25 protein-coding genes are annotated in these 25,583 nt (G+C 63.3%); 15 read left to right on the top strand and 10 right to left on the bottom strand.

Annotated features, from left to right (window positions below; translation table 11 throughout):
- The first annotated feature begins 146 nt into the window (after positions 1 to 146).
- Positions 147 to 1,271 (top strand): Gfo/Idh/MocA family protein, encoded by a 1,125-nt coding sequence (locus tag EO136_RS03220; RefSeq protein ID WP_127143026.1) that lies wholly within the window; start codon positions 147 to 149, stop codon positions 1,269 to 1,271.
- Positions 1,272 to 1,351: 80 nt separating this feature from the next.
- Here EO136_RS03220 and EO136_RS03215 read toward each other — a convergent pair whose 3' ends face one another.
- Entirely contained in the window at positions 1,352 to 2,713 is a 1,362-nt protein-coding gene (locus tag EO136_RS03215; protein ID WP_127143025.1) for an NAD-dependent succinate-semialdehyde dehydrogenase, read from the bottom strand.
- Between the two features lie 580 nt (positions 2,714 to 3,293).
- On the opposite strand from EO136_RS03215, the gene EO136_RS03210 reads away from it, so the two are divergent.
- The 6 genes from EO136_RS03210 (at position 3,294) to EO136_RS03185 (ending at position 8,715) form a co-directional block, all read left to right on the top strand.
- Entirely contained in the window at positions 3,294 to 4,301 is a 1,008-nt protein-coding gene (locus EO136_RS03210; protein ID WP_127143024.1) for an amidohydrolase family protein, read from the top strand.
- A gap of 132 nt (positions 4,302 to 4,433) precedes the next feature.
- Positions 4,434 to 5,354 (top strand): LysR family transcriptional regulator, encoded by a 921-nt coding sequence (locus EO136_RS03205; RefSeq protein ID WP_127143023.1) that lies wholly within the window; start codon positions 4,434 to 4,436, stop codon positions 5,352 to 5,354.
- Positions 5,355 to 5,469: 115 nt separating this feature from the next.
- A complete protein-coding gene (locus EO136_RS03200; protein ID WP_127143022.1) occupies positions 5,470 to 6,579 on the top strand; it encodes an LLM class flavin-dependent oxidoreductase in 1,110 nt (369 codons plus the stop codon).
- Positions 6,576 to 7,382, top strand: coding sequence for an alpha/beta fold hydrolase (locus EO136_RS03195; RefSeq protein ID WP_127143021.1), 807 nt, complete (start codon positions 6,576 to 6,578; stop codon positions 7,380 to 7,382). Before EO136_RS03200 ends, EO136_RS03195 begins: the two co-directional genes overlap by 4 nt.
- The gene (locus EO136_RS03190; RefSeq protein WP_127143020.1) at positions 7,379 to 8,278 is read left to right on the top strand and encodes an NAD(P)-dependent oxidoreductase; all 900 of its coding nucleotides are present in this window, start codon (positions 7,379 to 7,381) and stop codon (positions 8,276 to 8,278) included. The genes EO136_RS03195 and EO136_RS03190 overlap by 4 nt, the downstream gene beginning before the upstream one ends.
- On the top strand, positions 8,275 to 8,715 hold the full coding sequence (locus EO136_RS03185; protein WP_127143019.1) for a GlcG/HbpS family heme-binding protein: 441 nt from the start codon (positions 8,275 to 8,277) through the stop codon (positions 8,713 to 8,715). Before EO136_RS03190 ends, EO136_RS03185 begins: the two co-directional genes overlap by 4 nt.
- Before the next feature lie 82 nt (positions 8,716 to 8,797).
- Here EO136_RS03185 and EO136_RS03180 read toward each other — a convergent pair whose 3' ends face one another.
- Positions 8,798 to 9,748, bottom strand: coding sequence for a cyclase family protein (locus EO136_RS03180; protein WP_127143018.1), 951 nt, complete (start codon positions 9,746 to 9,748; stop codon positions 8,798 to 8,800).
- Positions 9,749 to 9,939: 191 nt separating this feature from the next.
- On the opposite strand from EO136_RS03180, the gene EO136_RS03175 reads away from it, so the two are divergent.
- On the top strand, positions 9,940 to 10,632 hold the full coding sequence (locus tag EO136_RS03175) for a TetR/AcrR family transcriptional regulator (protein ID WP_127143017.1): 693 nt from the start codon (positions 9,940 to 9,942) through the stop codon (positions 10,630 to 10,632).
- 49 nt (positions 10,633 to 10,681) lie between these two features.
- On the opposite strand, the gene EO136_RS03170 is transcribed toward EO136_RS03175, so the two are convergent.
- The 3 genes from EO136_RS03170 to EO136_RS03160 all read right to left on the bottom strand — a co-directional run bounded on the left by EO136_RS03170 (position 10,682) and on the right by EO136_RS03160 (position 13,683).
- Positions 10,682 to 11,992 (bottom strand): TRAP transporter large permease, encoded by a 1,311-nt coding sequence (locus EO136_RS03170; RefSeq protein ID WP_206513256.1) that lies wholly within the window; start codon positions 11,990 to 11,992, stop codon positions 10,682 to 10,684.
- Positions 11,989 to 12,555, bottom strand: a complete 567-nt coding sequence (locus EO136_RS03165; protein WP_164730420.1) for a TRAP transporter small permease — start codon at positions 12,553 to 12,555, stop codon at positions 11,989 to 11,991. Before EO136_RS03165 ends, EO136_RS03170 begins: the two co-directional genes overlap by 4 nt.
- A 126-nt stretch (positions 12,556 to 12,681) precedes the next feature.
- Positions 12,682 to 13,683, bottom strand: coding sequence for a Gfo/Idh/MocA family protein (locus EO136_RS03160; RefSeq protein ID WP_127143015.1), 1,002 nt, complete (start codon positions 13,681 to 13,683; stop codon positions 12,682 to 12,684).
- A gap of 166 nt (positions 13,684 to 13,849) precedes the next feature.
- Here EO136_RS03160 and EO136_RS03155 point away from each other — a divergent pair, with 166 nt between their 5' ends.
- On the top strand, positions 13,850 to 14,938 hold the full coding sequence (locus EO136_RS03155; RefSeq protein ID WP_127143014.1) for a C4-dicarboxylate TRAP transporter substrate-binding protein: 1,089 nt from the start codon (positions 13,850 to 13,852) through the stop codon (positions 14,936 to 14,938).
- Between the two features lie 188 nt (positions 14,939 to 15,126).
- On the opposite strand, the gene EO136_RS03150 is transcribed toward EO136_RS03155, so the two are convergent.
- Complete coding sequence (locus tag EO136_RS03150; RefSeq protein WP_164730419.1) at positions 15,127 to 16,338, bottom strand: FAD binding domain-containing protein; 1,212 nt, start codon at positions 16,336 to 16,338, stop codon at positions 15,127 to 15,129.
- A 148-nt stretch (positions 16,339 to 16,486) separates the two neighbouring features.
- Here EO136_RS03150 and hisD point away from each other — a divergent pair, with 148 nt between their 5' ends.
- Both hisD and EO136_RS03140 read left to right on the top strand, forming a co-directional pair.
- Complete coding sequence (hisD, locus tag EO136_RS03145) at positions 16,487 to 17,797, top strand: histidinol dehydrogenase (RefSeq protein ID WP_127143012.1); 1,311 nt, start codon at positions 16,487 to 16,489, stop codon at positions 17,795 to 17,797.
- A gap of 25 nt (positions 17,798 to 17,822) precedes the next feature.
- Positions 17,823 to 18,590, top strand: coding sequence for an SDR family NAD(P)-dependent oxidoreductase (locus EO136_RS03140; RefSeq protein WP_127143011.1), 768 nt, complete (start codon positions 17,823 to 17,825; stop codon positions 18,588 to 18,590).
- Between the two features lie 188 nt (positions 18,591 to 18,778).
- Here EO136_RS03140 and EO136_RS03135 read toward each other — a convergent pair whose 3' ends face one another.
- The 4 genes from EO136_RS03135 to EO136_RS03120 all read right to left on the bottom strand — a co-directional run bounded on the left by EO136_RS03135 (position 18,779) and on the right by EO136_RS03120 (position 22,044).
- Positions 18,779 to 19,879 carry a zinc-dependent alcohol dehydrogenase gene (locus EO136_RS03135; protein ID WP_246018251.1) on the bottom strand — a complete coding sequence of 367 codons (1,101 nt, stop codon included), beginning with the start codon at positions 19,877 to 19,879 and terminating at the stop codon, positions 18,779 to 18,781.
- Between the two features lie 63 nt (positions 19,880 to 19,942).
- Complete coding sequence (locus tag EO136_RS03130; protein WP_127143009.1) at positions 19,943 to 20,362, bottom strand: cupin domain-containing protein; 420 nt, start codon at positions 20,360 to 20,362, stop codon at positions 19,943 to 19,945.
- Positions 20,363 to 20,384: 22 nt separating this feature from the next.
- A complete protein-coding gene (locus EO136_RS03125) occupies positions 20,385 to 21,362 on the bottom strand; it encodes a quinone oxidoreductase family protein (protein ID WP_206513255.1) in 978 nt (325 codons plus the stop codon).
- Between the two features lies 1 nt (position 21,363).
- On the bottom strand, positions 21,364 to 22,044 hold the full coding sequence (locus EO136_RS03120; protein WP_127143008.1) for a GntR family transcriptional regulator: 681 nt from the start codon (positions 22,042 to 22,044) through the stop codon (positions 21,364 to 21,366).
- 190 nt (positions 22,045 to 22,234) lie between these two features.
- On the opposite strand from EO136_RS03120, the gene EO136_RS03115 reads away from it, so the two are divergent.
- The 4 genes from EO136_RS03115 to EO136_RS03100 all read left to right on the top strand — a co-directional run bounded on the left by EO136_RS03115 (position 22,235) and on the right by EO136_RS03100 (position 25,575).
- Positions 22,235 to 23,305 carry a C4-dicarboxylate TRAP transporter substrate-binding protein gene (locus EO136_RS03115; protein WP_127143007.1) on the top strand — a complete coding sequence of 357 codons (1,071 nt, stop codon included), beginning with the start codon at positions 22,235 to 22,237 and terminating at the stop codon, positions 23,303 to 23,305.
- Between the two features lie 62 nt (positions 23,306 to 23,367).
- Positions 23,368 to 23,907 (top strand): TRAP transporter small permease, encoded by a 540-nt coding sequence (locus EO136_RS03110; RefSeq protein WP_127143006.1) that lies wholly within the window; start codon positions 23,368 to 23,370, stop codon positions 23,905 to 23,907.
- Complete coding sequence (locus EO136_RS03105) at positions 23,900 to 25,252, top strand: TRAP transporter large permease (RefSeq protein WP_127143005.1); 1,353 nt, start codon at positions 23,900 to 23,902, stop codon at positions 25,250 to 25,252. The genes EO136_RS03110 and EO136_RS03105 overlap by 8 nt, the downstream gene beginning before the upstream one ends.
- A gap of 20 nt (positions 25,253 to 25,272) precedes the next feature.
- Entirely contained in the window at positions 25,273 to 25,575 is a 303-nt protein-coding gene (locus EO136_RS03100) for a DUF1330 domain-containing protein (protein ID WP_127143004.1), read from the top strand.
- The last annotated feature ends 8 nt before the right edge of the window (positions 25,576 to 25,583 follow it).

Raw genomic sequence — 25,583 nt, 5'->3', positions numbered from 1 at the left:
ACTTTTTCTGGAAACGCTCCAAAGCTGCGCTCGCTGCCGGCCATGGACCCCGCTGATAGCGTCCAGAAGGAATTTTAATTTCAGTCCGGGTGCCCCCCTTCCTATCCTGTTGTCCGGTAATGAGGGCACAAGGGAGGAATGGTGCGATGCCGGTGAAAAAGGAAATGGGTCTGGCGATCGTGGGCTGCGGCACGATCGGGCGGATCAGGGCGATCATTGCCCGCGACTATCCGGGCGTCAAATGGATGGGGCTGTGCGACATCAACCGCGAGCTGGGGGAAAAGCTCAAGGAGGATGCGGGCGCGGACTTCTTTACCACGGACCTCGATGAGCTGCTCAACCGTCCAGAAGTGAACGCGGTGATCGTTGCGACCGACGAGAACAACCACGCCGCCCCGATCCTCGGTGCCGCCGAGCGCGGCCATGCGCTGTTCATCGAAAAGCCGATCGCCACCGATGCGCGGGAATCGCTCTCGATCCTCAAGGCCATCGAAAGCTCGGGCGTGGACGCGGTTATGGGCTACACCCAGCGCTTCCGACGCCGGTTCCTCGCGGTCAAGGAGCGGCTGATCACCGGCCAGATCGGCGACGTCCATTCGGTGGTCACCCGCGCCTTCATGAACCGGATGGTGCCCATCGCCACGGTGCGCCGCACCCAGAATCGGCGGCACCTGACCCCCATGGTCGTCTCGGGCACCCATAGCCTGGACATGTCCATGTGGCTGATGGAGGGCAAGACGCCGGTGTCGATCTATGCCCGCTCCACCGACCGGGTCATGAGCCAGTGGGGCACCAAGGATTCCACCTTCGGCATCTTCGAAATGGACGACGGCACGATCTTTTCCATGAACATCTCCTGGGGGCTGCCCGAAGTGTGGCCCGGCTCGGTCTACGGGCTCGAGATCGGCATCGTGGGCACCGAAGGGGTCATCGATATCGAGGACACTCACCGCGACCTGGTCCTCGCCACCAATGTGCAGCAGGGCGGGGGGTATGTGCCCGATGGCTACAACCCGCCGGCCCGGCACGTGGATTTCCTCACGAGCTATCCGCCGGGCGATCTGCACATGGACCAGCTCTGGGGGCCGATGCGCGAGGAGACCGTCTCCTGGTATCAGCGCATCTGCATGGAACAGCCGACGCCGCACGCTACCGCGCAGGACGGGCACCGGAACCTCGTTCTGACCATGGCGATGGATCTTTCGGCGCGCCGGGGCAAGGAAGTGTCCCTGCCAGTGGACCTTGAAGAGCTGATGGAAGAGGACGTCTAGGCAATAGCTTCATAACAATCACAAAAGGCCGGCGGATCGCCCCGCCGGCCTTTTTGTGTTTCCGGGTGCTGTCGTCGCGGTCAGGCGATCCAGTTGGTCTTGACGTTGGTGAACTCGCGAATGCCCTGCGGGCCGAGTTCGCGCCCGTACCCGGACTGCTTGATCCCGCCAAAGGGCATGCGCGGATCGGACGCCACCATGGCGTTGATGAAGACCGCGCCGACCTCGAGATCACGGACCAGCCGCTTGGCGCGGTCGATATCGCTGGTCCAGAGCGCACCGCCCAGGCCGAACTCGGTGCGGTTGGCCAATTCGATCGCCTGCTCAGGGCCGGACGCGCGTACGACGCTGGCCACCGGGCCGAAGGTCTCCTTGTCGAACGAGGCCATGCCTGCGGCCACCCCATCGATCAGCGTCGCCTGATAGAACGCGCCGGCCCCGGCGGTGGGCTTGCCGCCACGCACGAGCTTTCCGCCCGCCGCTGCGGTGGCTTCGACGATCTCGTGGAGATCGCCACGCAGCCCGGTGCGGGCCATGGGCCCCATGCCGACTTCGGGGTCGATCGGATCGCCGACCACCAACTTGTCGATCCCCGCGGCCATGGCGTCCACGAACCGATCAGCGACCGCGTTTTCGACGATGAAGCGCTTGGGCGAGATGCAGCTCTGGCCGGCATTGTGGAACCGGGCCTTGAGCGCGGTCGCGGCGGCCTTGTCCAGATCGGCATCGGCGAGGACGATGAACGGGTCCGAGCCGCCCAGCTCGAGAACCTGCTTTTTGATCCGGCGGCCGGCCTGAGCGGCCACGAGCGAGCCGACTTCGGTCGAGCCGGTGAGGGTGACGGCCGAGATGCGGTCGTCATCGATCAGCCCCTCGACGGCGCCGGCGCCAATGAGAAGCGTGGTGACGAGCCCGTCGGGCGCCCCAGCCCTGCGCGCTATGTCCTCGACGGCGCGGGCACACTGGGGCACGTTGCTGGCGTGCTTGAGCACATAGCCATTGCCGCCCGCAATGATCGGCGCAAGGCAGCGGAACACCTGCCAGAAGGGATAATTCCAGGGCATGATGGCAAGCACGATCCCGAGCGGCTCGTAGCTGACATAGCTCTCGCTGGCCGGGGTCTTGATGTGCTCGGGCGCCAGGAAGGCCTCGGCGGTCTCTGCGTAATAGTCGCAGTTCCAGGCGCACTTTTCGACTTCGGCCAGCGCCTCGCCGATGGGTTTGCCCATTTCCAGCGTGATGGTGCGCGCGTATTCGGACTTGCCTTCGCGCAGGACCTCGGCGATGCGCTTGAGCAGCGCGCTGCGCTCGGAGACGGCCGTGTTTCGCCATTCGCGCTGGGTTTTGGCGGCACGCGCCAGCGCGGCCTCGACATCGGCGTCAGAATGGCGATCGAGGGTGGCGAGTACCTCGTCATTGGCCGGATTGATGGATTTGAGCATTGATGGTCTCCCCCGGATCGGTCCACGAAACGGCGCCATCAAGGCGCCCGGTGATGGGCGAAGGTTATAGGAGAGCGGGCCGGGGGAAACCTATTATGAATCACGTTTGGGGGTATCAGCAGAAATAATTTCTCACTCTTGTCAGGGAGCCGGTAGGGTGGCTGCGCTTGGATGCATGCCCCCGATGAGATTGACTGCAAAGGCTTGCACTGTGCCCGTTCCGGCACGGGGCGGGCGTTTTGGAGCTGTCGTAAGGGAGGAGACCATGGACTTCGCACAGGAGTTCAAACGGTTCGGCGGGGGTGCGCGGAGTGATTTCATCGTCATGACACCGACACGGTCCGGTCCGTTTACTTTCGGCGGTCTGGATTTACTGGCGGGTCGGAACGCCCGGCAGACGCCGGCGCGCACTGGTCACCTCCACCGTTGCCGATTGGGCATCCGGGCCAATACAGGCTCCTCCGCAGGTTCGACCGCACCCGATAGCTGATCGGACCGCACATTTCCCGGCAGCTGGCCCGCTCCACACGGAGGGCCGAGCCAAACGCCAACCGAAGTAAAAAACGGAGATCGTCTTTTCATGTCCACTCAAAAGCCCGTCATTGACGTCCACGCGCATATCTTTGCCGAGGACACGATGGAACTGCTGCGCAAGGAAACCCCTTCCGTCGCGCCCAGCCTCACCGAGATCACGGAAGAGGGTGCCCATCTCGAGATCGCCGGCGTGCACCAGAACCCCTTCCCCCGCGGAGCGTGGGACCTTGATCGCCGTCTGGCGGACATGGAAAAGTTCGGGTTCGACAAGCAGGTGCTGGCCGTTTGCCCGCAGACCCTGATGTATGATCGGGAAACCGAGCTGACCCTGACGGTCTCCCAGATCCAGAACGAGCAGATCGCCGCGCTGACGCGCAGCCATCCGGACAAGTTCTTTGGTCTGGGCACCATGCCCATGCAGGCCCCGCAGGTCGCCGCGGACGAGTTGCGCCGCTGCGTACGTGATCTGGGGATGAAGGGTGCCATGATCGGCACCAACATCAATGGCCGCAACCTCGACGATCCCGACCTGGAGCCTTATTGGGAAGCCGCGTCGGAAACCGGCGCGTTCATCCTGCTGCATCCGATGAAGGTGGCCGGCATGGACCGGCTCAAGGACTTCTATCTGCGCAACTTCATCGGCAATCCGCTCGACACCACGATTGCCGCCGCAACCCTGATCTTCGGGGGCGTGCTCGACCGTCACCCGGACCTCAAGTTCTGCCTCTCGCACGCCGGCGGGTTCACGCCCTTCCAGTTCGGTCGCTGGATCCACGGCTGGGCCGAGCGCAAGGAAGCTCAGGTGCACCTGAAGGTCTCGCCCGAGGCGTCGATCAACAAGCTGCTCTACGATACCATCACGCACCACCCCGATCCGCTGACCTTCCTCGTCAATTCGGCGGGCGCGGACAGGGTCATGCTGGGCTCGGACTACCCCTTCGACATGGGCATGTACGACGCTGTCGAAGTGATCCAGGATCTCGATTTCGGCGACGACATCAAGGAAAAGCTCCTCACCGGTTCGGCCGAGCGGGCCCTGACCACCAACGTCTGATCCGTCCGGATCGATGTCGGAATTTGATGCAGGCGCTCCGGCGCCTGCATTTTCGTTTGGAGGCTGCGCCGGACGGGGCTATCCTGATGACAGAGAACGCTAGGGCTTCGTTATCAGGTGCGGTGATCGAACATGAATTTGCGGCAACTTGCGATGTTCGTCGGGATCGTCGAGGAGCAGTCGTTCAACAAGGCGGCCCAGAGGCTCAACGCCACGCAGTCGGGCCTTTCGATGCAGATCCGCAATCTCGAGGATCATCTGGGGGTGACCCTGCTCGAGCGGTCTTCGCGTGGCGCGGTGCCGACTGCGGCGGGCGTGAAGTTCTACGACCGTGCGCTGGCCATCCTGCGGCAGGTCGATGAGGCGCAGACCGAGCTGCGTACCATGTCGGGTTCGATCGCGGGCCCCTTGCGCGTGGGGCTGATGCCCACCTTCACGCGCGGGCTCATCACGCCGGTCATCCGGGATTATCTGGAGAAATACCCGCACGTGGAGCTGTCGGTCACCGAGGCCTATAGCGGCGTGCTTCAGGCCCTTGTGGCCGAGGGCGGGGTGGATTTCGCGGTGGTGCCCAAATCGAGCGCGATCGCGGGGCTCAAGACCACTTTTCTCGGCACAGATCGGGAATTGCTGGTGTGCAGGGCCGGCGGGCAACGACAGCATCTCTCGCCGGTCTGCCTGTCGGACCTGCCTCCGCTCAAGCTGGTCCTGCCCGCTCGCGGCAATGCACGGCGCGACGCCATCGAGGCGTTTATCGGCGAAACCAACCTCAAGATCGCGGGCATTCTCGAGATGGACGCGATGTTTGCCACCCTCGAGCTCGTTGCGGCATCGGAGTATGTGACCATCCTGCCGGCCACGGTGTGCTCGCGCGATATCGAGGGCAAGGAGCGCTGGCTGCACCCGATCGTCGATCCCTCCATCACCGTTAATTACGCTCTGGTCGAGCCGGCCGCCCGGGCCCTCACCCCGGCTGCCGAGCGGTTCCTCGTGCATCTGCGCGCTGAATACGAGGCGAGCAATGCCCGCTGGCAGTCCCTGATTCTGGCGTGATCGGCTGCCCGACGGGGGCAGGGTTATTCCGAATTCCGATTGCCTCTATCAGATATTATCGTTTCTGCGTGATCGGACGGTTGCGATAGGTTGCCTTCAAATAGCGGAGGTACACATGCAGCTCGGATTCTTCACCATGCCGATCCACCCCCTGGGCAAGGATTGGCGGCAATGTCTGCGCGAGGACCAGGACGCCTTTGTCCTTGCGGACGAACTCGGGTTTGTCGAGGGCTATGTCGGCGAGCACGTCACCGACGAGGCCGAGAACATCACGTCCTCGATGATCTTCATCGCCACGCTGGCCGATCGGGTCAAGAAGATGCGGCTGGGCACGGGCACGATCAACATGCCCAACACCCATCCGGCGCACGTGGCCGGCGAGATTGCAATGCTCGACCATCTGCTCGATGGCCGGCTCAATTTCGGCATCAGCCCCGGCGGACTGCTTTCGGATGCCGAGGTGTTCGGCAATCTCGACAACGACCGCAATGCCATGTTCCTCGAGGCCATCAACATGGTGCTCGGGATCTGGGAGGGCGAGGCGCCTTATAACCTCAATGGCAATTTCTGGACCGTGAGCACCGAGCGCACGATGATGACCGATATCGGTCAGGGCAAGATCGCCAAGCCGCTCCAGCAGCCGCATCCCCCGATCATCGTCACCGCCGTGGCGCCGTTCTCCAAGGGCGTAAGCGCGGCTGCAGCGCGCGGCTGGGACCCGATCTCGGCCAACTTCCTCCTGCCCAAATGGGTGGCCACGCACAAAAAGAGCTATATCGACGGGTGCAAGGAAGGCAATCGCGAGGCCGATCTGGCCAACTGGCGGGTGGCCAAGTCGGTTTTCGTGGCCGACGACATGGAGACCGCACGGGACTACGTGTTCCGCGACGACAGCCCCTATCTCCACTACTACAATTCGCTTGTCACCAAGCTCAAGAAGAACGGCCGGGCCAATCTGTTCAAGGAAGACCAGGACATGCCCGATGATGCCGTCACGCTCGACTACGTGATGGAAAAGCTGGTGATCTGGGGCACCCCGGAAAAGGTCGCCGACGATGTGCTTGCCTTCCGTGAGGAAGTGGGCCAGTTCGGCACCATGCTTTACGCCGGCCATGACTGGGTCGACGTCGATCTCGCACGCCGTTCCATGACGCTGATGGCCGAGAAGGTCCAGCCCGCGATCATCGACGCCGAAAAGCGCAGCGGATCGGAGGCAGCTCAATGACCCGGCAAGTGGTAACCTCGGGCGACGCCAAGATTTCGGCGCGTCTCGACGGCGACGAGGGCAAGCCGTTCCTGCTGCTTTCGAACTCGCTGGCCGCCGACATGCACATGTGGGACGACCAGATCCTGATGCTGACCCGCACCCATCAGGTCATCCGCTACGATACGCGCGGACACGGCCGGAGCAGTGCGCCCGAAGGCCCCTACAGCTTCGACATGCTGGTGGGGGACATGGTGGCGGTGCTCGACCATTTCGGTGCCGACAAGGCCGACGTCATGGGCCTGTCGCTCGGCGGAATGACGGCGCTGGGCCTGGGGCTCTCCCATGCCGACCGCGTGGGTCAGATGGTGGTGTGCGACGCGCGCGCCGACAATCCCCCGCCCTTCGTTTCGAGCTGGGACGACCGGATCGCAGCGATCAACGAAGGGGGCATGGCGGCGATCGCGGAAGGCACGCTGGCCCGCTGGTTTACAGAGGATTGCCCCAAAGGCGTAAGGGACCGGGCCGAGGCCATGATCCTTGCCACCGAGCCTACCGGTTACATCGGATGCGCGCGGGCGCTCCAGACCCTCAACTACCTCAAGGATCTGGGCCAGCTCGGGATGCCGGTTCTCTATGTAGTGGGTGAGGAGGACATGGGCGCTCCCAAGGCGGCCATGGAAGCAATGGCCGCGGCCACGCCCGATGCCGAGCTGGTGGTTCTGCCGGCTCTGGCCCACATTCCCAACATGGAAGATCCGCAGGCGTTCGACGCGGCCGTCGAGCCGTTCCTGCAGGCCGCAGCCCGGAAGGCACGCGCATGAGCACAAGCGAAAAGCCGGTCGTCGGCGTCATCGGGCTGGGGATCATGGGCATCGCCTATGCCCGCAACCTCATCAAGTCAGGCTTTGTCGTCAACGGGTTCGACCTGTCGGAAAAGTCGGTCAACGATCTCAAGGGGAGCGGCGGCACGCCGCTCTCTTCTGCCCGTGAAGTGGCGGAGAAATCCGATCACCTGCTGATCGCGCTCCCTTCGGTGGCTGCGCTCGATGCGGTCGCGGCCGAGATCGCTCCGGCGCTGCGCTCCGGGATGGTCGTCGCGGAGATGGGCACGCTGCCCATCGACGTGAAGGAAAGGGCGCGGGACGTCATCGAGGCGTCTGGCGCCAAGATGCTCGATTCGCCGGTCTCTGGCACTGGTGCACAGGCGGCCGTTGGCGATCTCGTGGTGTTCTCGAGCGGCGAGGAAGCCGGCAGCGAGGCGATGCGGGTGGTGTTCGAGGGCCTGGGGCGCGACGTACGCCATGTGGGCGAATTCGGCGCCGGCATGAAGCTGAAATATGTCGCCAACCTTCTGGTCAGCATCCACAACCTCGCCACGGCGGAAGCGCTGCTTCTGGCCGAGAAATCGGGGCTGGACCTGCAGACCACCTTCGACGTGATTTCCTCGGGCGCGGGCAATTCGCGCATGTTCGAGGTGCGCGGTCCGCTGATGGTCTCGGGGGAATACGAGCCCGCGACGATGAAGATGGACGTTTACATCAAGGACGTCATGCTTATCCTCGAACACGCGCGAAATGCGCGGTGTCCCGTTCCGCTGATGGCGGCGACGCTTCCCTTCTACAGCGCTGCCCTTGCACAGGGCAGGGACAAGCAGGATACGGCGGCGCTGTTCGAGGTGATCCGCCAGCTTTCGGAAAACACACAGGAGAAGACATGACGCGCCTGACGATGGAACTGGCCGACCAGATCGCCGACGCAACGCTTGCGGCTGGCCGCAATCGCAATGCACAGCCCCTCACCGTGGCGGTCCTGGATACCGGCGGGCATACCGTGGTGCTCAAGCGCGCTGACGGAAGCGGCATCCTGCGTTGTGAGATCGCGACGGGCAAGGCATGGGGCGCGCTGGGCATGGGCCTTGGTTCGCGCGTCATGTTCGAGCGCTCCAAGAACACGCCGACCTTTTTCACCGCGCTGGCCGCCGCTTCCGACGGCAAGGTGGTTCCGGTTCCCGGCGGCGTGCTGCTGCGCGACGAATCCGGACATCTGATGGGCGCTGTCGGGGTGAGCGGAGATACTTCCGATCTCGACGAAGAGTGCGCGGTCGCAGCGATCGAGTCGCTCGGGCTCGCGGCCGATTACGGCCAGAATCTCTGATCGCGCCAGGCGCGATCGTTTCAGAGCACAAAAAAGCCCGGCGCTTTCGCGCCGGGCTTTTTCATGTCGTTTGCAGCAGTGACTACTTGATCGCCTGGGGATTGACCGGCGAGCCGGCGCCACCGGGCAGGTTCAGCGGCGGTGCGCAGAAGAAGAACTCGTAGACACTGTCCTCGGCGCAATCCTCGGCCAGCTCCTTGAGGTAGTAGATTTCGCCCATGGCGATGCCGATGGCGGGGATGACCACCCAGTGCCATGGCTGATTGGCTTCGCTGGTCTCGTTGGGACGCACTTCGCAGCCCCAGGTGTCCGCGCAGATCGCAGCGATGTCGTTCTTGCGAATCCAGTAGGCGGTCTCGAAAGCGAGGCCCGGGGCGTCGCCGCCAGCATAGCCGGTCCAGTCGCCGGTCTTGAGGCAATGCTCTTGGTGGCCGGTGCGCACGATCACGAAGTCACCCTTGCGGATTTCCACGCCCTGCGCCTTGGCGCAGCCGTCGAGGTCTTCGTTGGTGATCGGGTAGCCGGGTTCGAGCATCTCGACGCCCTTCCAGCGGGCGACGTCGAGCAGCACGCCGCGTCCGACGCACTTGTCCTTGTAGTTCTCGATGCCGTTCTTCTGGGCGCCGCGGGCGTCCACGAGATTGGCCGGATAGCCGTTCCACATCTTGTCGTCGAGGAAGATGTGGGCCAGCGCGTCCCATTGGGTCGAGCACTGGCAGGGCAGGTTGATGGCGTCGTCGGCATAGCGCAGATAAGCCTCGCCGATGTCCTGATTGCCGGCCGCGGCGTCCGTGCCCGTGGCGAGCATGGTGTGGATCGGGTTCCAGCGTCCACCGAACAAGCCGGACTGGATCTTCTCGTCCAGCGGGAGCCCGAGGGCAAAGGTCTTGCCCTTCTTGATGAGCTTGGAGGCGCCGACCACGTCCTCGGGCGAAACGAGGTTGAGGGTCCCCAACTGGTCGTCATCGCCCCAGCGTCCCCAGTTGGAGAGTTCCTTGGCCGCCTCGTAAATTGCGGCTCTATCGACTTTCATGGGCATTCGGCTCCTCCATTGCGTGCCAATACGCTTGATATTTATCGCTCGATAAAAATATATCAGGATCAAGGGCCTTACAAGGCAAAACAATCCATGCCCCCTCCAAGGGAGTGGAGACGGCTCGGCTGGCGGCGGGCAGGCAAACTGGGCTAGTCTTTGCTGCCAGCAGCAAGGTAAGGGAGCAGGACTTGAGCGATTCGTCTGCGCACGGGAAAGAAACGCGCCGTACCGCACGGGGCAGGGGACAGCGTACCACCCGGCTACCGCCCGAAGAACGCAAGTCCATGCTCATCGACAAGGCCGCCGATTTCTTTGCCGAACACGGGTTTGAGGCGGGGACACGGGTGCTGGCCGAGGAGATGGGCATCACCCAGCCGCTGATTTACCGATATTTCGAATCCAAGGAAGACCTGATCAACGAGGTCTATTCCGACGTGTGCGTCGCCAAATGGCGTCCGGAATGGGAGACGACCCTCAAGGACCGCTCGCGCCCGCTGAAGGACCGGCTGCACGATTTCTACCACTCCTATTGCGAGGTGGTTTACGACCGCCGCTGGGTCCGGTTCTTCTTTTTCGCCGGTCTCAAGGAGCTCGACATCAACACGCGGTACGTCACCCGCGTGTCCGAGCGCCTGCTCAAGCCCATATGCGTGGAGTTGCGCGCCGAGCTGGGCCATCCCGAGGATGCGCCTGCGATTTCCGAGGAAGAGTTCGAACTGGTCTGGCTGATGCAGGCGATGATCTTTTACCAAGCCATCAGGGCCCACATCTATCGCATCCGGGCCAATCTCGACCCGGCCTTTGCCATAGACACCGCGATCGAAATGTATCTGCGCACCGCGCCCGAGATCGTGGCCAAGGCCTGCGAAGCCGGAAAATGAAAACGGCGGCCCCGAGGGGCCGCCGTTTTTTCGTCTCGGACCCGAGCGCTCAGCGTCCCAAGGTCGGCAGCCAATTGGCCAGTTGCGGGAACGCGATCACCGCGATTGCGGCTCCCAGGATCATCACCCAATAGGGGATGGCGCCCTTGAAGATGTGGCCGAGCTTGAGGTCGCGGTCGGTTATCGCTCCCTTGACCGTATAGACGATCAGCCCGAAGGGCGGGGTCAGAAGACCTGCCTCGATCACGAGGATGCCAAAAATCGCGAAGGCCAGCGGATCGATGCCCAGCGTCATGGCGATGGGGGCAAAGATCGGCACGGTGAGCAGGATGATCGAGGTGGAATCGATGATCATCCCGAGCAGCAGCCAGATCAGTGCCATCAAGCCAATGATCACGATGACGCTGCCGCCGGTGGCAAGGAACAGGTCCTGGATGTAGTTCACCGCACCACCCATGGCGAGGAGGCGCGAATACATCATCGCGGCGATCAGCAGGAACATGATCGGGGCCGTCGTGCGGCCGGCGTTGTAGATGGCATCCATGATGCCCTTGGCCCGCATGCCCTTGGCATAGGCCAGGATCAGCCCGCCGATGGCACCGAAGCCCGCTGCCTCGGTGGGGTTGAACAACCCGCCCCATATGCCCCCGATCACCAGCGCCACGAGCGCGAGGATGCCGACGGCACCGATGATCTCGCTGCGGTCGGATTTGCCCATGTCGATGGTCTCGGCCCTGGGGGCAATCGAGGGATTGATGATCGCGGCAACAACGCACCAGCCCGCGAACAGCGCCGCCAGCAGGAGGCCCGGGATGACGCCCGCGATGAACAGCGCCCCCACCGACATCTCGGTCAGCACGGCCCAGATGATGAGCAGGACGGACGGCGGTATCAGCATGCCAAGGCACGCGCTGCCGGCAACGGCGCCGACGGCGAATTCCTTGTTGTAGCCGAGCTTGCGCATTTCGGGGTAAGCGATGCGCGAGAACGCGGCCGCCGAGGCTACCGATACGCCCGTGACCGCTGCAAAGATGGCGTTGCCCGCGACCGTTGCGACCGCAAGGCGACCGGGCAGACGGCCCAAGGCGCGGTTGCAGACCCGGTAGAGGTCGCCCGCCGCACCCGACCGGGAGACGAGGTCGCCCATGAGGATAAAGAGCGGGATGACGATGAAGACGTGGCTGCGGATGGCCTCATAGGCCGTGCGGCTGAGCATGGAGACCGCGATCTCCATATTGCCCATCATCAGCAGGATGCCGAGCATCGAGGTGAGTGCCAGGACCACTGCAATGTGCAGGCCGAGCAGGACCAGAGCGACCAGCAGGCCGATCATCATGAGGACGGCTTCGACACCCATCATGCGTCTCCCTTGTGGGGCGAGGCGATGGCGTCGGCCACGTCCTCACGGTTCTGGTTTAGCCCGGGCCACGCTGCCTCGTCCTCGAGCTGACCGGTCCAGTCCAGCCAGATCATCGAGATATAGGCGATGGCCGCAAAGACCGATGTGGCGATCAGGATGAAACGGACCGGCCAGGTGGCGACGCGCAGGGCACCCTCTCCCTCGTATTCGCCGATCTCGAAGGCGAAAACGGCCGGCTCCCAGCTCGAGTAGGCGATGAGCAGGAACAGGATGCCGCCCAGCGCGAAGGTGATGGTTCGCAGGAGCCGACGGATCAGAGGGCCAGCCGCGTCGCTCACGATCTCGGTGCGCAGCATCGAGCCGGTCATGATGGCGAGCGGCAATTGCAGGAATGTGATGGCGACCACGGAATTCTTGAGAATTTCGGTGGTGCCCTGGATCGGGAAATTCAGGAATGCACGGCTCAGAACGTCCGCAACGATGGCGAAACCGAGCAGCAGCACCCAGAACGCCGAAACCACGTGAATTCCCCGGGCAAGCTTGCCCAATATGCTAGTGAACATGTCGTTCTCTCCCATCTGGCGTCTGTGACGGTGTTCGCCACGCCTCGGGCCGCTGAATTCCGCCGGGCAGGGTGTGCGCCTGTGCCCGACGGGATGCGGTGCCGGAACTGTTCGTTGACGCGTGCCTCAGCTTTCCAGGCGCACGGTCTCGCCGCTGTCGGACGATTTCACGATCGCCTCATAGACCGCGATATTGCCCACAAGCTGGTCGTCGGACCAGGGATAGTCCGCCTTGCCAGCGACCGCATTGGCGAAGGCTTCGAGATTGGCGACGACCGCGTCGGTCCACTCGAGCTGCTCGCTTTTCGGCTCGCCGCCCTTGGGGAAGTGGATCCAGTCGGTGATCCCGCCGGGAGTGTCGGGGTGGCTGGCATTGCGCACCTCGACCCAGCCTTCCGAGCCAAAGACATGGAAACGCATGAAATGGGGCGTGTGCAGGATGGCGTTCAGATGCGCCGTCATGCCTTCTTTGAAGCCGAACTGGGCGACGACCATGTCGCCGGTGGGCCAGCCGAGCGTTCGGTCACGGACCTGAGCCTGAACCGACTGGATCGGGCCGAACATCCATAGCAGAAGGTCGGTCAGGTGGATGCCCATGCCGGTCATGCCGGCGCCAGGGGAAAGCTCTTTGGATGTGCGCCATCCGCCGGGTTCGATGCCGATGAGCTTGTCATGGCTGAAGGCCGCTTCGGTGTGCATGATGGTGCCGAGTTCCCCGGCCTCCAGCATCGCCTTGAGGCGCTGCATGGCGGGCTCGAAGCGGCGCTCGTGGCCTATACCCATCACCACTCCCGCCTTGCGGCACGCCGCCACCGAGCGGGCGGCGCTGTCGGCAGTGATCCCGAGCGGCTTTTCGCAGAACACGTGCTTGCCGGCCGCGGCGGCCTGGCAGACCTGCTCTTCATGGAACATATGCGGCGTGGTGAGGATCACGGCCTCGACATCGTCCCGCTCGAGCACGGCTTCGTAGCTGTTCACCACGTCGAGCCCCATGGCCCGGATGTCGGCGTGAAGAGCCTCGGCGGGCTCCGCGATCACCACGACCTGCAGGCGCTCATTGCCCTTCAGTCGGGTCGCGATGTGCCGTCCCCACCAACCGAAACCTGCTATTGCAACCTTGAGCACCATCGTTCCTCCCCGGTGTCTGTATCGTCCTCCAGCGCCGGGGCAAGATTGACGCCCCTTGCCGAAACTGACATGATTAGCGTCTGATAAACAACTCGCCGGCCCGTGGCAAGCGCCTCGGGGTCGGTTCGTTGTGTAGTGTTACAAAACAAGACAGGGAGGACTTTGGATGACTTCTGCAAATTACCGCAAGCCGGCGTTGGCCGCCGCACTGGCGGGGGCGCTGCTGGTATCGGCTCTGCCCGGCACCGCCCAGGCTGACAATTTCACGCTCCGCATTGGATCGGGCCACCCCTCGGGGCCCTCGGTCTATGCCAATCTGATGGAAACCTTTTTCGTGCCCGAGGTCACCCGGCGCGTCGAAGAGGAAACCGACCATACGATCAACTTCATCGAAGGCTATGGCGGTGCGATCGCGGGGGTGTCGGACACGCTCGAGGCTGTGCAGGACGGGCTGCTCGACATCGGCGGATATTGCTTCTGCTTCGAGCCATCCAAGCTGTTCGTGCACAACTTCCCGTACTACGCGCCGTTCGGCCCGCAGAGCTCGTCGGACGCCATGACCGTGGTGCGGCAGGTCTACGACGAATACCCCTGGCTCTCCGAGGTGTTCGAGAGCGACTACAACCAGACGCTTCTGGGGCTGTCGGGATGGGACAACTACCATCTGGGCACGACCGATCCCTGGGAGACCGTGGCTGATCTCGAAGGCGTGCGCATCGGCGGCGCGGGCCCGAACCTGCCCTGGCTCGAATATGCCGGTGCGGTTCCCGTGCAGTCCTCGCTGCCCGACGGCTACATGAACCTGCAGACGGGCATCTACAATGGCTGGCTGATGTTCCCTTCGGCCTATCTGGGTTATCGCTGGTACGAGCCGGCCCCCAACTACACGCTGATCGGCTTCGGCCCGATGGTCGTTGTGGGCATGACCATGAACCTCAACTCACTCGCGCGGCTGCCCGAGGATGTGCAGGCCATCATCCGCGAAGTCGGCGCCCAGTACGAGGACCGCAGCGGTGGAGCCCTGGACGAGGCACAGGCCAATGGTCTGGCCGGGCTCGAGGAAGCGGGGGCAAACATTCGTGAGCTGAGTGACGAAGCCCGTGCGCAGTGGGCAGAATCGCTGGGCAATTATCCCGACATCCAGTCCAAGGAAGCGGACGGACGCGGCCTGCCGGGGACCGAGGTCATGCAGATCTATCTCGACAAGGTTGCCGAGAGCGGCCACGAGTGGCCCTTTGCCTACGAGCTGAACTGAGCTCGGGCGCGACACTGGAGCTCCTGTTCTGACTGAATCAGAACAGGAGCTATCAGTCTTTGATGTGTCGCGTTTCCGAACCGGAAAGGTGTTTCCACTTTTCCTCGAAACGCTCTATCGCGACCATGAAAAAAGGGCCGGATGCATATGCATCCGGCCCTTTTGTCGTCCAGAGTGGGTCCCTGCGCTCAGCGATCGACCGCGTAGCGTTTGGGGACCACGGCGGTTTCCATGGCGATGTGCTCGAGATGGGGGTTGTTGCGGCCGTCGGGGTTTCCGCCTTCGGGGTCGTCGTAGATCATGTCGCCCAGTTCCCGACCGATCATCATGGCCAGCTCGGCCTCGGGCTGGCGGTCGGACGAATAGGCTGCGAGCGCGGCCACGGGATCGTCGATGCTCGAAAGCTTGCGGGCGAGGATGCGCGCCTCGTAGGCGGCCTTGGTGACGCCCATGCCCACATGGGGACGCGCCACGCAGGCCGCATCGCCCAGCAACGCCACGCGGCCTTGGGCGAAGGTCGGCGAGATGTGGTCGTAGATCGGCGTGAAGAACGGCTGGGACGATCGGCTCAGGATTTCCCCGAAAGGCGGGGGCAGCAGCTTGTGAGCGAGCTCCTCGCTGCGGCGGGCGACATCCTTGCGCACCAGCGGGGGCGGAATGGAGATGTCGTGACGACGGCCAGTGTCGTCGGTCAGCATGTCGGCGAGTTCCTCATCGGTGACCGGCAGATACCAGACGAAATTGTAGCGGCGGTGGCCGGGCCGCAGATCGTTGCCGACGCCGGCGATGGGATAGCCCACGATCTGGGTTCCGGTGGGCATATAAAAGCCGAAATGGGGGAAGACCTCGCGCCGGACCGCCTCACTGAGGTCCTTTTCCTGGGCCAGCGCCCGCCAGACCACATATCCGGAATAGACCGGCTGAATCTCGGGCAGCATCTGGGCGCGGATCGCCGAGCGGAACCCGTCGGCCCCGATCAGCACGTCCGCCTTGACCGGATTCTTGCCCTCGATGAGCACCTCGACGCCGTCGGGGCCTTCCCGATAGCCGGTGACGGGCATGTCGAGCACATAGGCATCCTTGGGCAGAAGGGCCCTGAGCAATGAGTGCACGCGGTCCCAGGAGGTGACGACCTGGGGCAGGGGGCGGCGGTAGATGATCTCGCCATCGTGATCATACACCACACGCTCCTCGACCTTGACCCCGAGGTCTTCGATCGTGGCGCCCGTGTCGGCGATCAACTCGTTGAGCAGGTCATGGGTCACGATGCCCGCGCCACGGCCCGAGAGCTCGACCGGCGAGCGCTCGAGGACCGTGACCTGCCATCCCGCCTTGTCGAGCATCCGGGCTGCAAACAGCCCTCCGATCGAACCACCGACAATCACCGCATGACGCTTCATCTTTCCTCCCTTGGCCCCGGCAGGGCTTTGCATTCCTTGTTTATCACTATATAAATAAAATCGAAGCGCGGCAATCTGCTATCTGTTCGGTGCCGATCACATAGCAGAGGCCAAGCGAGATCAACAGCTTATCCCAAGGGAGGGAACAATGACGGTCACGTATCTCAAGCGCGGCAAGCCAGCCGAAAGTCGCGCAGAAGACGATGCCAAGGTGCGCAGCGTCGTCGAGACCACGCTCAAGGACATCGAGACACGCGGGGACGCGGCGGTGCGCGAGCTGAGCCAGAAATTCGACGGGTTCGAGCGGCCCAGCTTCCGGCTGACCGATTCGGAGATCGAGGCGGCGATGCAGCGCGTGGGTACGCGCGACATGGAGGACATCAAGTTCGCCCAGGACCAAATCCGTGGGTTCGCCGAGGCCCAGCGTGCGACGATGACCGATCTTGAGGTCGAAACGCGGCCCGGCGTGATCCTGGGGCACAAGAACCTGCCGGTGCAGTCGGTGGGCTGCTACGTGCCGGGCGGCAAGTTTCCGATGGTCGCGTCCGCGCACATGTCGGTGCTCACCGCTTCGGTTGCCGGCGTGCCGCGGATCGTTGCCTCTGCCCCCCCGGTCAAGGGCGAGCCGCACCCGGCGATTGTGGCCGCCATGAAGATGGGTGGCGCCCATGAGATCTATGTGCTCGGCGGCATCCAGGCGGTCGGCGCCATGGCGCTGGGCACCGAGACCATCGAGCCGGTGCACATGCTGGTGGGCCCAGGCAATGCGTTCGTCGCCGAGGCGAAGCGCCAGCTCTACGGGCGCGTGGGCATCGATCTTTTCGCCGGGCCGACCGAGACCATGGTGATCGCCGACGAGACCGTGGACGCCGAGCTCTGCGCCACCGACCTGCTGGGCCAGGCCGAGCACGGCTACAACAGCCCGGCGGTGATGATCACCAATTCGCGCAAGCTGGCCGACGCTACCCTCGCAGAAATCGACAAGCTGCTCGGAATGCTGCCGACCACCGAGACCGCGACCGCGAGCTGGCGCGACTATGGCGAGATGATCGTGTGCGACACCTATGAGGAAATGCTCGAGGTGGCCAACGACATCGCGTCCGAGCACGTGCAGGTGATGACCGACCGGGACGACTGGTTCCTCGAGAACATGCACTCGTATGGCGCGCTGTTCCTCGGGCCGCGCACCAATGTGGCCAATGGTGACAAGGTGATCGGCACCAACCACACCCTGCCCACCAAGAAAGCGGGGCGCTACACGGGCGGGCTCTGGGTCGGCAAATTCCTCAAGACCCATTCCTACCAGAAGATCGTGACCGACGAAGCCGCCGCGGAAATCGGCGCTTATGGATCGCGGTTGTGCATGCTCGAGGGCTTTGTGGGCCATGCAGAGCAGTGCAACGTCCGCGTCCGTCGCTATGGCGGCCGCAACGTGGCCTATGGCGCCGCGGCCGAATGAGCGATCATCGAAGGAGGATCACGCAATGACGGAATTGCCCAAGATGCCGTCCCTCAGCCTGGAGGGACGGACGGCGCTGGTCACAGGCGCCTCGTCCGGAATCGGGCTCGGCGCCGCCGTTGCCTTGGCCGGCGCCGGAGCCCGGGTCGTCTTGGCGGCCCGGGGCAAGGACCGGCTCGAAGAGGCCGCCGAAGCGCTCGCCGCGAGCGGTGCCGATGTGGAGGCTGTCGTTCTCGACGTCGCAGACGTTGCGGCGGTCCAGCGGGTGGTGGCCGAGAAGGGTCCGTTTGACATCCTCGTCAATGCCGCCGGAATCGCCCGGCACGGGCCCTCGCTCGAGACATTGCCCGAGGATTTCGATGCGGTGGCCGCGGTCAATGTCCGAGGCGCCTATTTTGCGGCGCAGACGGTGGCCAAGTCCCTGATCGAGGCCGGGCGTCCGGGCTCGATCATCCAGATCTCGAGCCAGATGGGCCATGTGGGCGGTCTCGACCGCGCGGTCTATTGCGCCACCAAGTTCGCCGTGGAAGGCATGACCAAGGCCATGGCGATCGAGTGGGGCAAGCACGGGATCCGGGTCAACACGATCTGCCCGACCTTCATCCTCACCCCGCTGACCCAGTCGACCTTCGACAACCCCGAGCGGCGCAAATGGCTGCTCGAGAAGATCAAGCTCGGACGGGTGGGTGAAGTCGCGGATGTGATGGGGGCGGTGCTGTACCTGGCTTCGGACGCCTCGGGACTGGTCACCGGCAGCTCCATGCTGATCGATGGCGGCTGGACGGCCGACTGATCGAAGCGGGCTGATTGCCAATCATCTGAAACCAATACGGGCGGCCCCTCTGGACCGCCCGTACCTGCGTCGATTGTGACCAGCGCTAGAGCATATCCTGTTCTGACTGAATCAGAACAGGAGCTCTAAGTCTTTGATTTGTCGCGTTTCCGAACCGAAAAAGTGTTTCCACTTTTTCTGGAAACACTCTAGCGCGGGTTCTTGACCACCACCTTGATGGCGTCCTCGATCCGCTCCCGGGCATAGCGGAGTGCGGTGGGCAACTCCTCCATGTCGAAGGTGTGGGTGTGGATCTTGGTGGCATCGAAGCGCTTGGCGGCCATGAAGGCGTGCGCGCGGGTCGTGGCGCTCTTGCCTTCGCCCCGGATGCCGTAGATGTAGATGTTGTTGCGCACCAGATGCGCGACATCGATCATGTCCGGCTCGTGGGGGAAGGCGGCGAGACAGATCTTGCCCCCGCGGTTGACCATCCGGCCCCCCTGGTTGATGGCGCCGGGTGCGCCCGAGCACTCCACCACATAATCCACGCCCTTGCCGCCCATGATCTTCTGGACCGCCTCGACGGGATCTTCGTTGCGCACATTGATGACGTGGTCGGCACCGAGTTCCTTGCCCACCGCGAGCCGATTGTCGCGCGTGCCGGTGAGGATCACCGGATAGGCGCCCAGCGACTTGGCAACGGCAACGCCGAGAAGACCGATGGGCCCCGGGCCGCTGACCACGACGCTCTCCCCGGCGATAAGGCCGCCCAGTTCGGTTAGTCCGTACATGGACGTGCCCGCGGTCACCACCAGCGTGGCTTCCTCGTCGGTCATCTCGTCGCTGATCTTGGTCAGCGTGTTGATGTTATTGATCGCGTAAGAGGCAAAGCCGCCATTGCTGGTGAACCCATTGGCCCGGTGGCCCTTGTTGAGTTCGCCATAGTTCATGCCGTAGTTCAGGCACGAGGTGTACATGCCCATGCGGCAGCGCTTGCACTGGCCGCAGCCGGCATGAATCTCGACGGTCACGCGCTGGCCGATCTCGAACTCGTCCACCCCTGGCCCGAGCGCGGCGACCGTGCCCATGTATTCATGGCCGGGCGTAAAGTTCTTGTTGAACGGGGCGCCGCCCTCGATCATTGCCGGCGGGCCCTCGGAAATGACATCAAGGTCGGTGGCGCAGATCGCGATCGCGTCGACGCGCACCAGCACCTCGGCCTTGCCGGGCACCGGCGTGTCCTTTTCGATCCGATGCAGCTGGTCGGGATCGCCAAGGACCCATGCCTTCATCGTCTCGGGCACGGGCATCGATGGGTCCGTCTTTACTCCTTGCGGGGCGTACATATGTGTGTGCGTCCTCTCTTGCTATCGTTACGCTGCAGCCTGAAGCCGGACCCCATCGGGGATCGGCAGGGGCTCGTTTTCGCTCAGGCACTTGAGTTCGACCGTGGTGAACAAAAGGTCGGTGTCCCCGATGTTCTCGACGCTGTGGAGCAGGTATTTGTCCTTGGGGAACACGAAGTGCCTGGTGTCGCCGGGGAAGTGGGTGACGTCCTTGATCGTGCCGTCCTCGAAATAGCCACGGGCCTTGCCGTGGTTGTGGCAGGTCCAGAAGTAGTTCAGGACGTGGCGGTGGAAGTTGCAGCGCTTGCCGGCGGGCAGGTGGAGGTGCCAGACCCGGACCTCGTCGGTCTCCGACACCAGCACGCTGCCCACGCAGCCGCTGAAGCGGTTGGCTTCCATGTCCTCGCGCGCCCCTTCGGGCCAGTCTGAATAGCGATCGTCGCTCATGATATCGTCTCCTCTTCGACAGTCAGATTGTCAGCAGCGTGGCCCCGGTCGTCTTTCCTCCCTCGAGGTCGAGATGCGCCTGGGCGGCTTGGGCCAGCGGGTAGCGCTGGCCGATATGGGGCTTGAGATCTCCGCTCTCGAGCAGGGCCATGACCTTGCTCGCCGAGGCGGCGTAAAGTTCTGGCGTTCCGCAATAGGTCACCAGCGTCGGGCGGGTGAAGTAGAGCGAGCCGCGCTTTTGCAACTCCGATGCTGCGACTGCGGGCGGAGGGCCTGAGGTGGCGCCGAACGAGACGAAGTAGCCGCGCGGCGCGAGGCAGTCGAGCGTTGTCTCGAAGGTCGCCTTGCCGATCGAATCAAAAACCACGGGCAGGCCCTTGCCGTCGGTGAGTTCCTTGATCCGCTCCACGATGGTCTCGGACGAGCGATCGATGACCGCGTGGTAGCCGCTCGCGCGCGCCAGCTCGCACTTGTCGGCACCCGAGGCGACCCCGATCAGTCGGAACCCGCGGGCGCGGGCCCACTGGCCGGCGAGCAGCCCGACGCCGCCGCCGGCGGCGTACATCAGGGCCATGTCGCCCTTTTCGAGCCGCACGCAGCGATCGAGCAGGTATTCGACGGTCATGCCCTTGAGAAGCGTTGCCGCCGCGTCTTGTTCGCTCACGCCCTCAGGGATGTGCACCACCCTGTTGCTGAGGACGTTGCGCAAGGACGCATAGGCGCCAGCGCTGCCACCCTGATAGACGACCCGGTCGCCTATCGAGACCCCGACCACATCGGGCCCAACGGCTTCGACCGTGCCGGCGGCTTCGTTGCCCATGCCCATGGGCATGGGGTTCGAATACGAGCCGCTGCGCTGGTAGATATCGAGATAATTGACCCCGCAGACGACTTGGCGCACCTGCACTTCGCCCTGGCCGGGTGCGGGCACGTCGATCTCGCGCAGGGTCATGACGTCTGCCGCCCCTGGCTGGTCGATCTGGATGGCTTGAGCCTTCATCTCATCTGGTCTCCGGATTGGTGTCGACAACGGAAAATGTCTCAAGGCTGTTCATCACCCGGCGGCGGGACCGCTCAATATGATCCTTGGCCTGAGAAATGGCCTGGCGCTTGTTGCGGGCCTTGAGGGCATCGATGATTCCCCCGTGCTCGCGCACGAAGACGTCCAGGGACAGGTCGGACGAACTGGTGACGCTGACATAGGTCAGCCGGTCGAATTCCTCGATCATGTCCTGGGACAGCCGCGCTAGCCGCGCATTGCCGCAATTGAGCGCGATATAAAGGTGGAAATTGCGGTTGTAGGAAATCCACTGGCCGAGATCGGGCGCGCGCTCAAGCGTGCGGAAGGCTTCCAGCCCTTCCATCACATCGTCGCTGGCGGTCTCGATCATCATGGAGACGGTCTCGCGCTCGAGCATGTGGCGCACGCTATACATGTCACGCACATCGCTCAGATCGATGCGGCGCACGCGATAGCCCTTGCGGGGCATGACCTCCACAAGGCCCTGTTCTTCAAGCTTGAGCAGTGCGTCGCGGATCGGGGAGCGGCTGACCGAGAACCGGTCGACCAGCTCCTTTTCCTGGAGCATCTGGCCCGGCCGCAACGCGCATGAGAGCACGTCGCTGCGGAGCTTCTGATATACACTGTTGCGAACCAGATCGCCCTGTTTGCCGTCCAGCACTCCGGTCGTTCCTCGTTAAAATCGCCGAAAAATCCCCGTTTTCCGGGTATAATACAGAGTGACCAGATCATGTCGGCTTTCCGCAAGCTGTCAAGTTTAATATTTCAGTTGACATTGACCCATAGAGTTTGGAATTTCAGCGCACAGCCTGTCAGCGTTAGCGTCAGGCTCTGGGAGAGAGGGAAGAACCATGAAACATCTCGCACTCAAGAGCGGCCTGATGGCGGCCGTGTTCACCGCCGGCATGAGCGCTACAGCAATGGCCGAAGACTTCACTCTGCGTATCGCGTCAGGCCATCCGGACGTGAATACCTACGTCCGGCTGATGAGCGAGTTCTTCGTTCCCGAGGTCGAGGCCCGGGTCGCAGAGCGCACCGATCACACCGTTTCCTTCATCGAGGGCTATGGCGGCTCGATGGTCAGCGTTTCCGACACGCTCGAGGGCGTTCAGTCTGGCGTGATCGACATCGGCGGCTTCTGCTTCTGCTTTGAGGCATCGAACCTGCCGCTGCATGCCTTCCAGGTCATGCTGCCGTTCGGCACGATGAGCCCGGTCGAAAGCGTGACGCTCGCTCGCGCGGTCTACGATCAGGTGCCCGAACTCGAAGGCACGTTCGAGCAGCGCTTCGGCCAGACGCTTCTCGGGCTGATCGCCGACAATGGCTATAACCTCGTGACCAACTTCGAGTGGGAAACCGTCGAGGATCTTCAGGGGCAGCGGATCGCCGGTGCCGGGCTTAACCTGAAATGGCTGGAATATGCGGGCGTGGTGCCCGTGCAGTCCTCGCTCGTCGACGCCTACACTTCGCTCCAGACCGGCGTTTACAACGGCTGGATCATGTTCCCCTCGGGTGTCATCAACTTCCGTCTCTATGAAGTTGCCGACAATTACGCCGAGACGGGCTTTGGTTCGATCACCTGGCACGGCCTGACGATGAACCAGAACCGGCTCAACAGCCTGCCGCCGGAAGTCCAGGAGATCATTCTGGAAGTCGGACGCGAATACGAGGAGATGACCGGCACGGTGAACGAAGAGGATTATGCCGCACAGATCGCAGAGCTCGAAGAGCTCGGCTCCAATGTGTGGGAAATCTCCGACGACGTTCGCGAGACCTGGGCCAATTCGCTCGCCGGATGGCCCCAGGAAATGGCCAACGAGCTCGACGCTGCCGGTCAGCCGGGTTCCCAGGTCCTCAACATCGCGCTCGATGAGGCCGAAGTGCTCGGCTACGAGTGGCCGGTCCGTTACGAGATCGACTGATATTGCCGTACTGGGCCGGGATCCTTGAGGATCCCGGCCATTTTTTCCGAGCGGAGGCTTGAATGCTGTCGAGAGCTCTGGGTTTTGTGGCGCGTACGCTGCTGGTCGTGGCCTCCGTCCTTGCGATGGGGCTGGCGTTCGTAGTCGTTTTCGATGTTATCGGACGCTCGGTGTTCAATCGGCCCCTGCGTGGCACGCCCGAAATCGTCGCGAGTGCCATCGTGGTGATCTGCTATCTGCAGGTGACCTACGCCATCGTGAGCGGGGGCATGATGCAGGTGACGCTGATCACCGACGCCATGCCCCAGCGATTGCGCTCGCTGCTGGCGGCGCTGGCGTCCTTGCTCGGCGTCGTGCTGTTCTTCTTTTTGATGCGCGGAAGCTACACGGGCTTTGTCAATGCCTGGACCTTCGGCAGTTTTGAAGGGGAGGGGGCTCTGCGCATCCCGATCTGGCCGGAACGCCTCACGGTCTTCGTGGGGACCGCTTTGGCAATGGTTGCCTATATTCTCCTTACCCTGCAGCACCTCAAAGCAGTTGCCACCGGCCGGGAAGCGCCGCTGGCTCTGGCTGAAGAATACCAGGACCCGAACCATGTTTGACGCAGGGCAAATGATCCTCATCATCGGGCTGCTGCTCGGTCTCGTCTTTCTGGGGGTGCACATCGCCGTGGCCCTGGGGGTGACGGCGGGCGTTGGCCTCTACATCATGATGCAGGGCAATTTCGACGTCATTTTCGAGTTTCTCTCGACCACGGCCTATGTCGCCATTCGCGGCTATATCTTCGCGGTGATTCCGCTCTTCATGCTCATGGGCGAGTTTCTCGCCCGAAGCGGGGTGGCGGGCGACCTCTTCCGGCTGGTCAACCGATTGACGCGCTGGCTGCCAGGGCATCTGGGCGTCGCGACCGTGATCGCCAACGCCATCTTCGCCTTCGTCACCGGGGTGTCGGTGGCTGCGGCTGCCGCGTTTTCGCGGATCGCCTATCCGCAGATGAAGCGGTATGGCTATGAGCGCATGCTTTCGCTCTCTTGCGTCGCGGGCAGTTCGTGCCTTGGCATGCTCATCCCGCCCTCCGTGCTGCTCATCGTCTGGGCCGTGCTCACCGAGCAATCCATCGGACGGCTGTTCCTTGCCGGCATCATCCCCGGCCTGCTGCTTACAGTGGCCTATATGGGGTACATCATCTTTACCGCCATCAGGAGCCCCGAGCGGGTCGGGAAGCTGCGCAAGGACGCGGATGCCGTTGCCGTGGAAGCTGCCGCCGAGCGTGAACGCGAGGACGACGCCGATATGGCCGGCGCGCTGGTGGGCACACTTGCGGTGGTCGCACTGGTCCTCGGCATCCTCTTCGGTATCTGGCTGGGCTTTTTCACCCCCACCGAGGGCGCAGGCGTGGGGGCGGCGGCCGGTCTGGTGATCGCGCTGCTGCGCGGCATGAAGCCCCGCGAAATCTTCGAGGTTATCCTTTCGGTCGGCCGGACATCGGCGCCGCTGCTGCTGCTGCTTGTCATGGCACAGCTGTATGCCCGCGTGCTCTCGCTCACCGGGGTCACCGGAGGCATCGAGACCCTGCTGGTCAATTCCCCGCTGACGCCGCTGATGATCCTGGGGGTCATGATTCTGATCTGGCTGGTGCTGGGGTGCCTGATCGACTCGATTTCGATCATCCTTCTGACGGTGCCGATCTTCGCTCCGGTGGCTGTGGCCATTGGCATCGATCCACTGGCCTTTGCCATCATGGGCATCATCGCCATCGAAGCGGGGCTGCTGACGCCGCCCTTCGGAATCCTGGTCTATACCGTCAAGGCCGCGTTGCCCGAAGAGAACATACCAGTCTTCGAAATCTTCCGCGGCACCATTCCGTTCTGGTTCCTCATGATCGGCCTGGTCGTCGTGATCATCGCCTTCCCGCAGGTGGCCACCTGGCTGCCGAGCCTCAGCTAAACTTCAGGAGACCGCTGCTCATGCCCGCATATTGGGTCGCCCGTTCGCGCATCATCGATCCCGTCGAGTACAAGAAGTACACCGACCAGGTACCAGCCATCATCGCCAAGTTCGGGGGTAAAGTCCTCGCCCGCGGCGGCCGGTTCGAGATCCTCGAAGGTCCCGACACCTTCCACCGGTTCGTGGTCATCGAGTTCCCGACGCTCGAAGCCGCTCACGACTGCCACAAGTGCGAGGAGTACCAGGCTGCCGCCGCGTTCCGCAAAAATGGTGCCGGCCAGGTCGAGACCATCATCGTAGAGGGCGGCGACGCCACGCACTGACCTGTCGA

Source organism: Pelagibacterium montanilacus (assembly GCF_003992665.1).
GTDB classification, from domain to species: domain Bacteria; phylum Pseudomonadota; class Alphaproteobacteria; order Rhizobiales; family Devosiaceae; genus Pelagibacterium; species Pelagibacterium montanilacus.
Note: the sequence above shows the minus strand (reverse complement) of the source record. Positions and strands in the feature narration are given on the sequence as shown.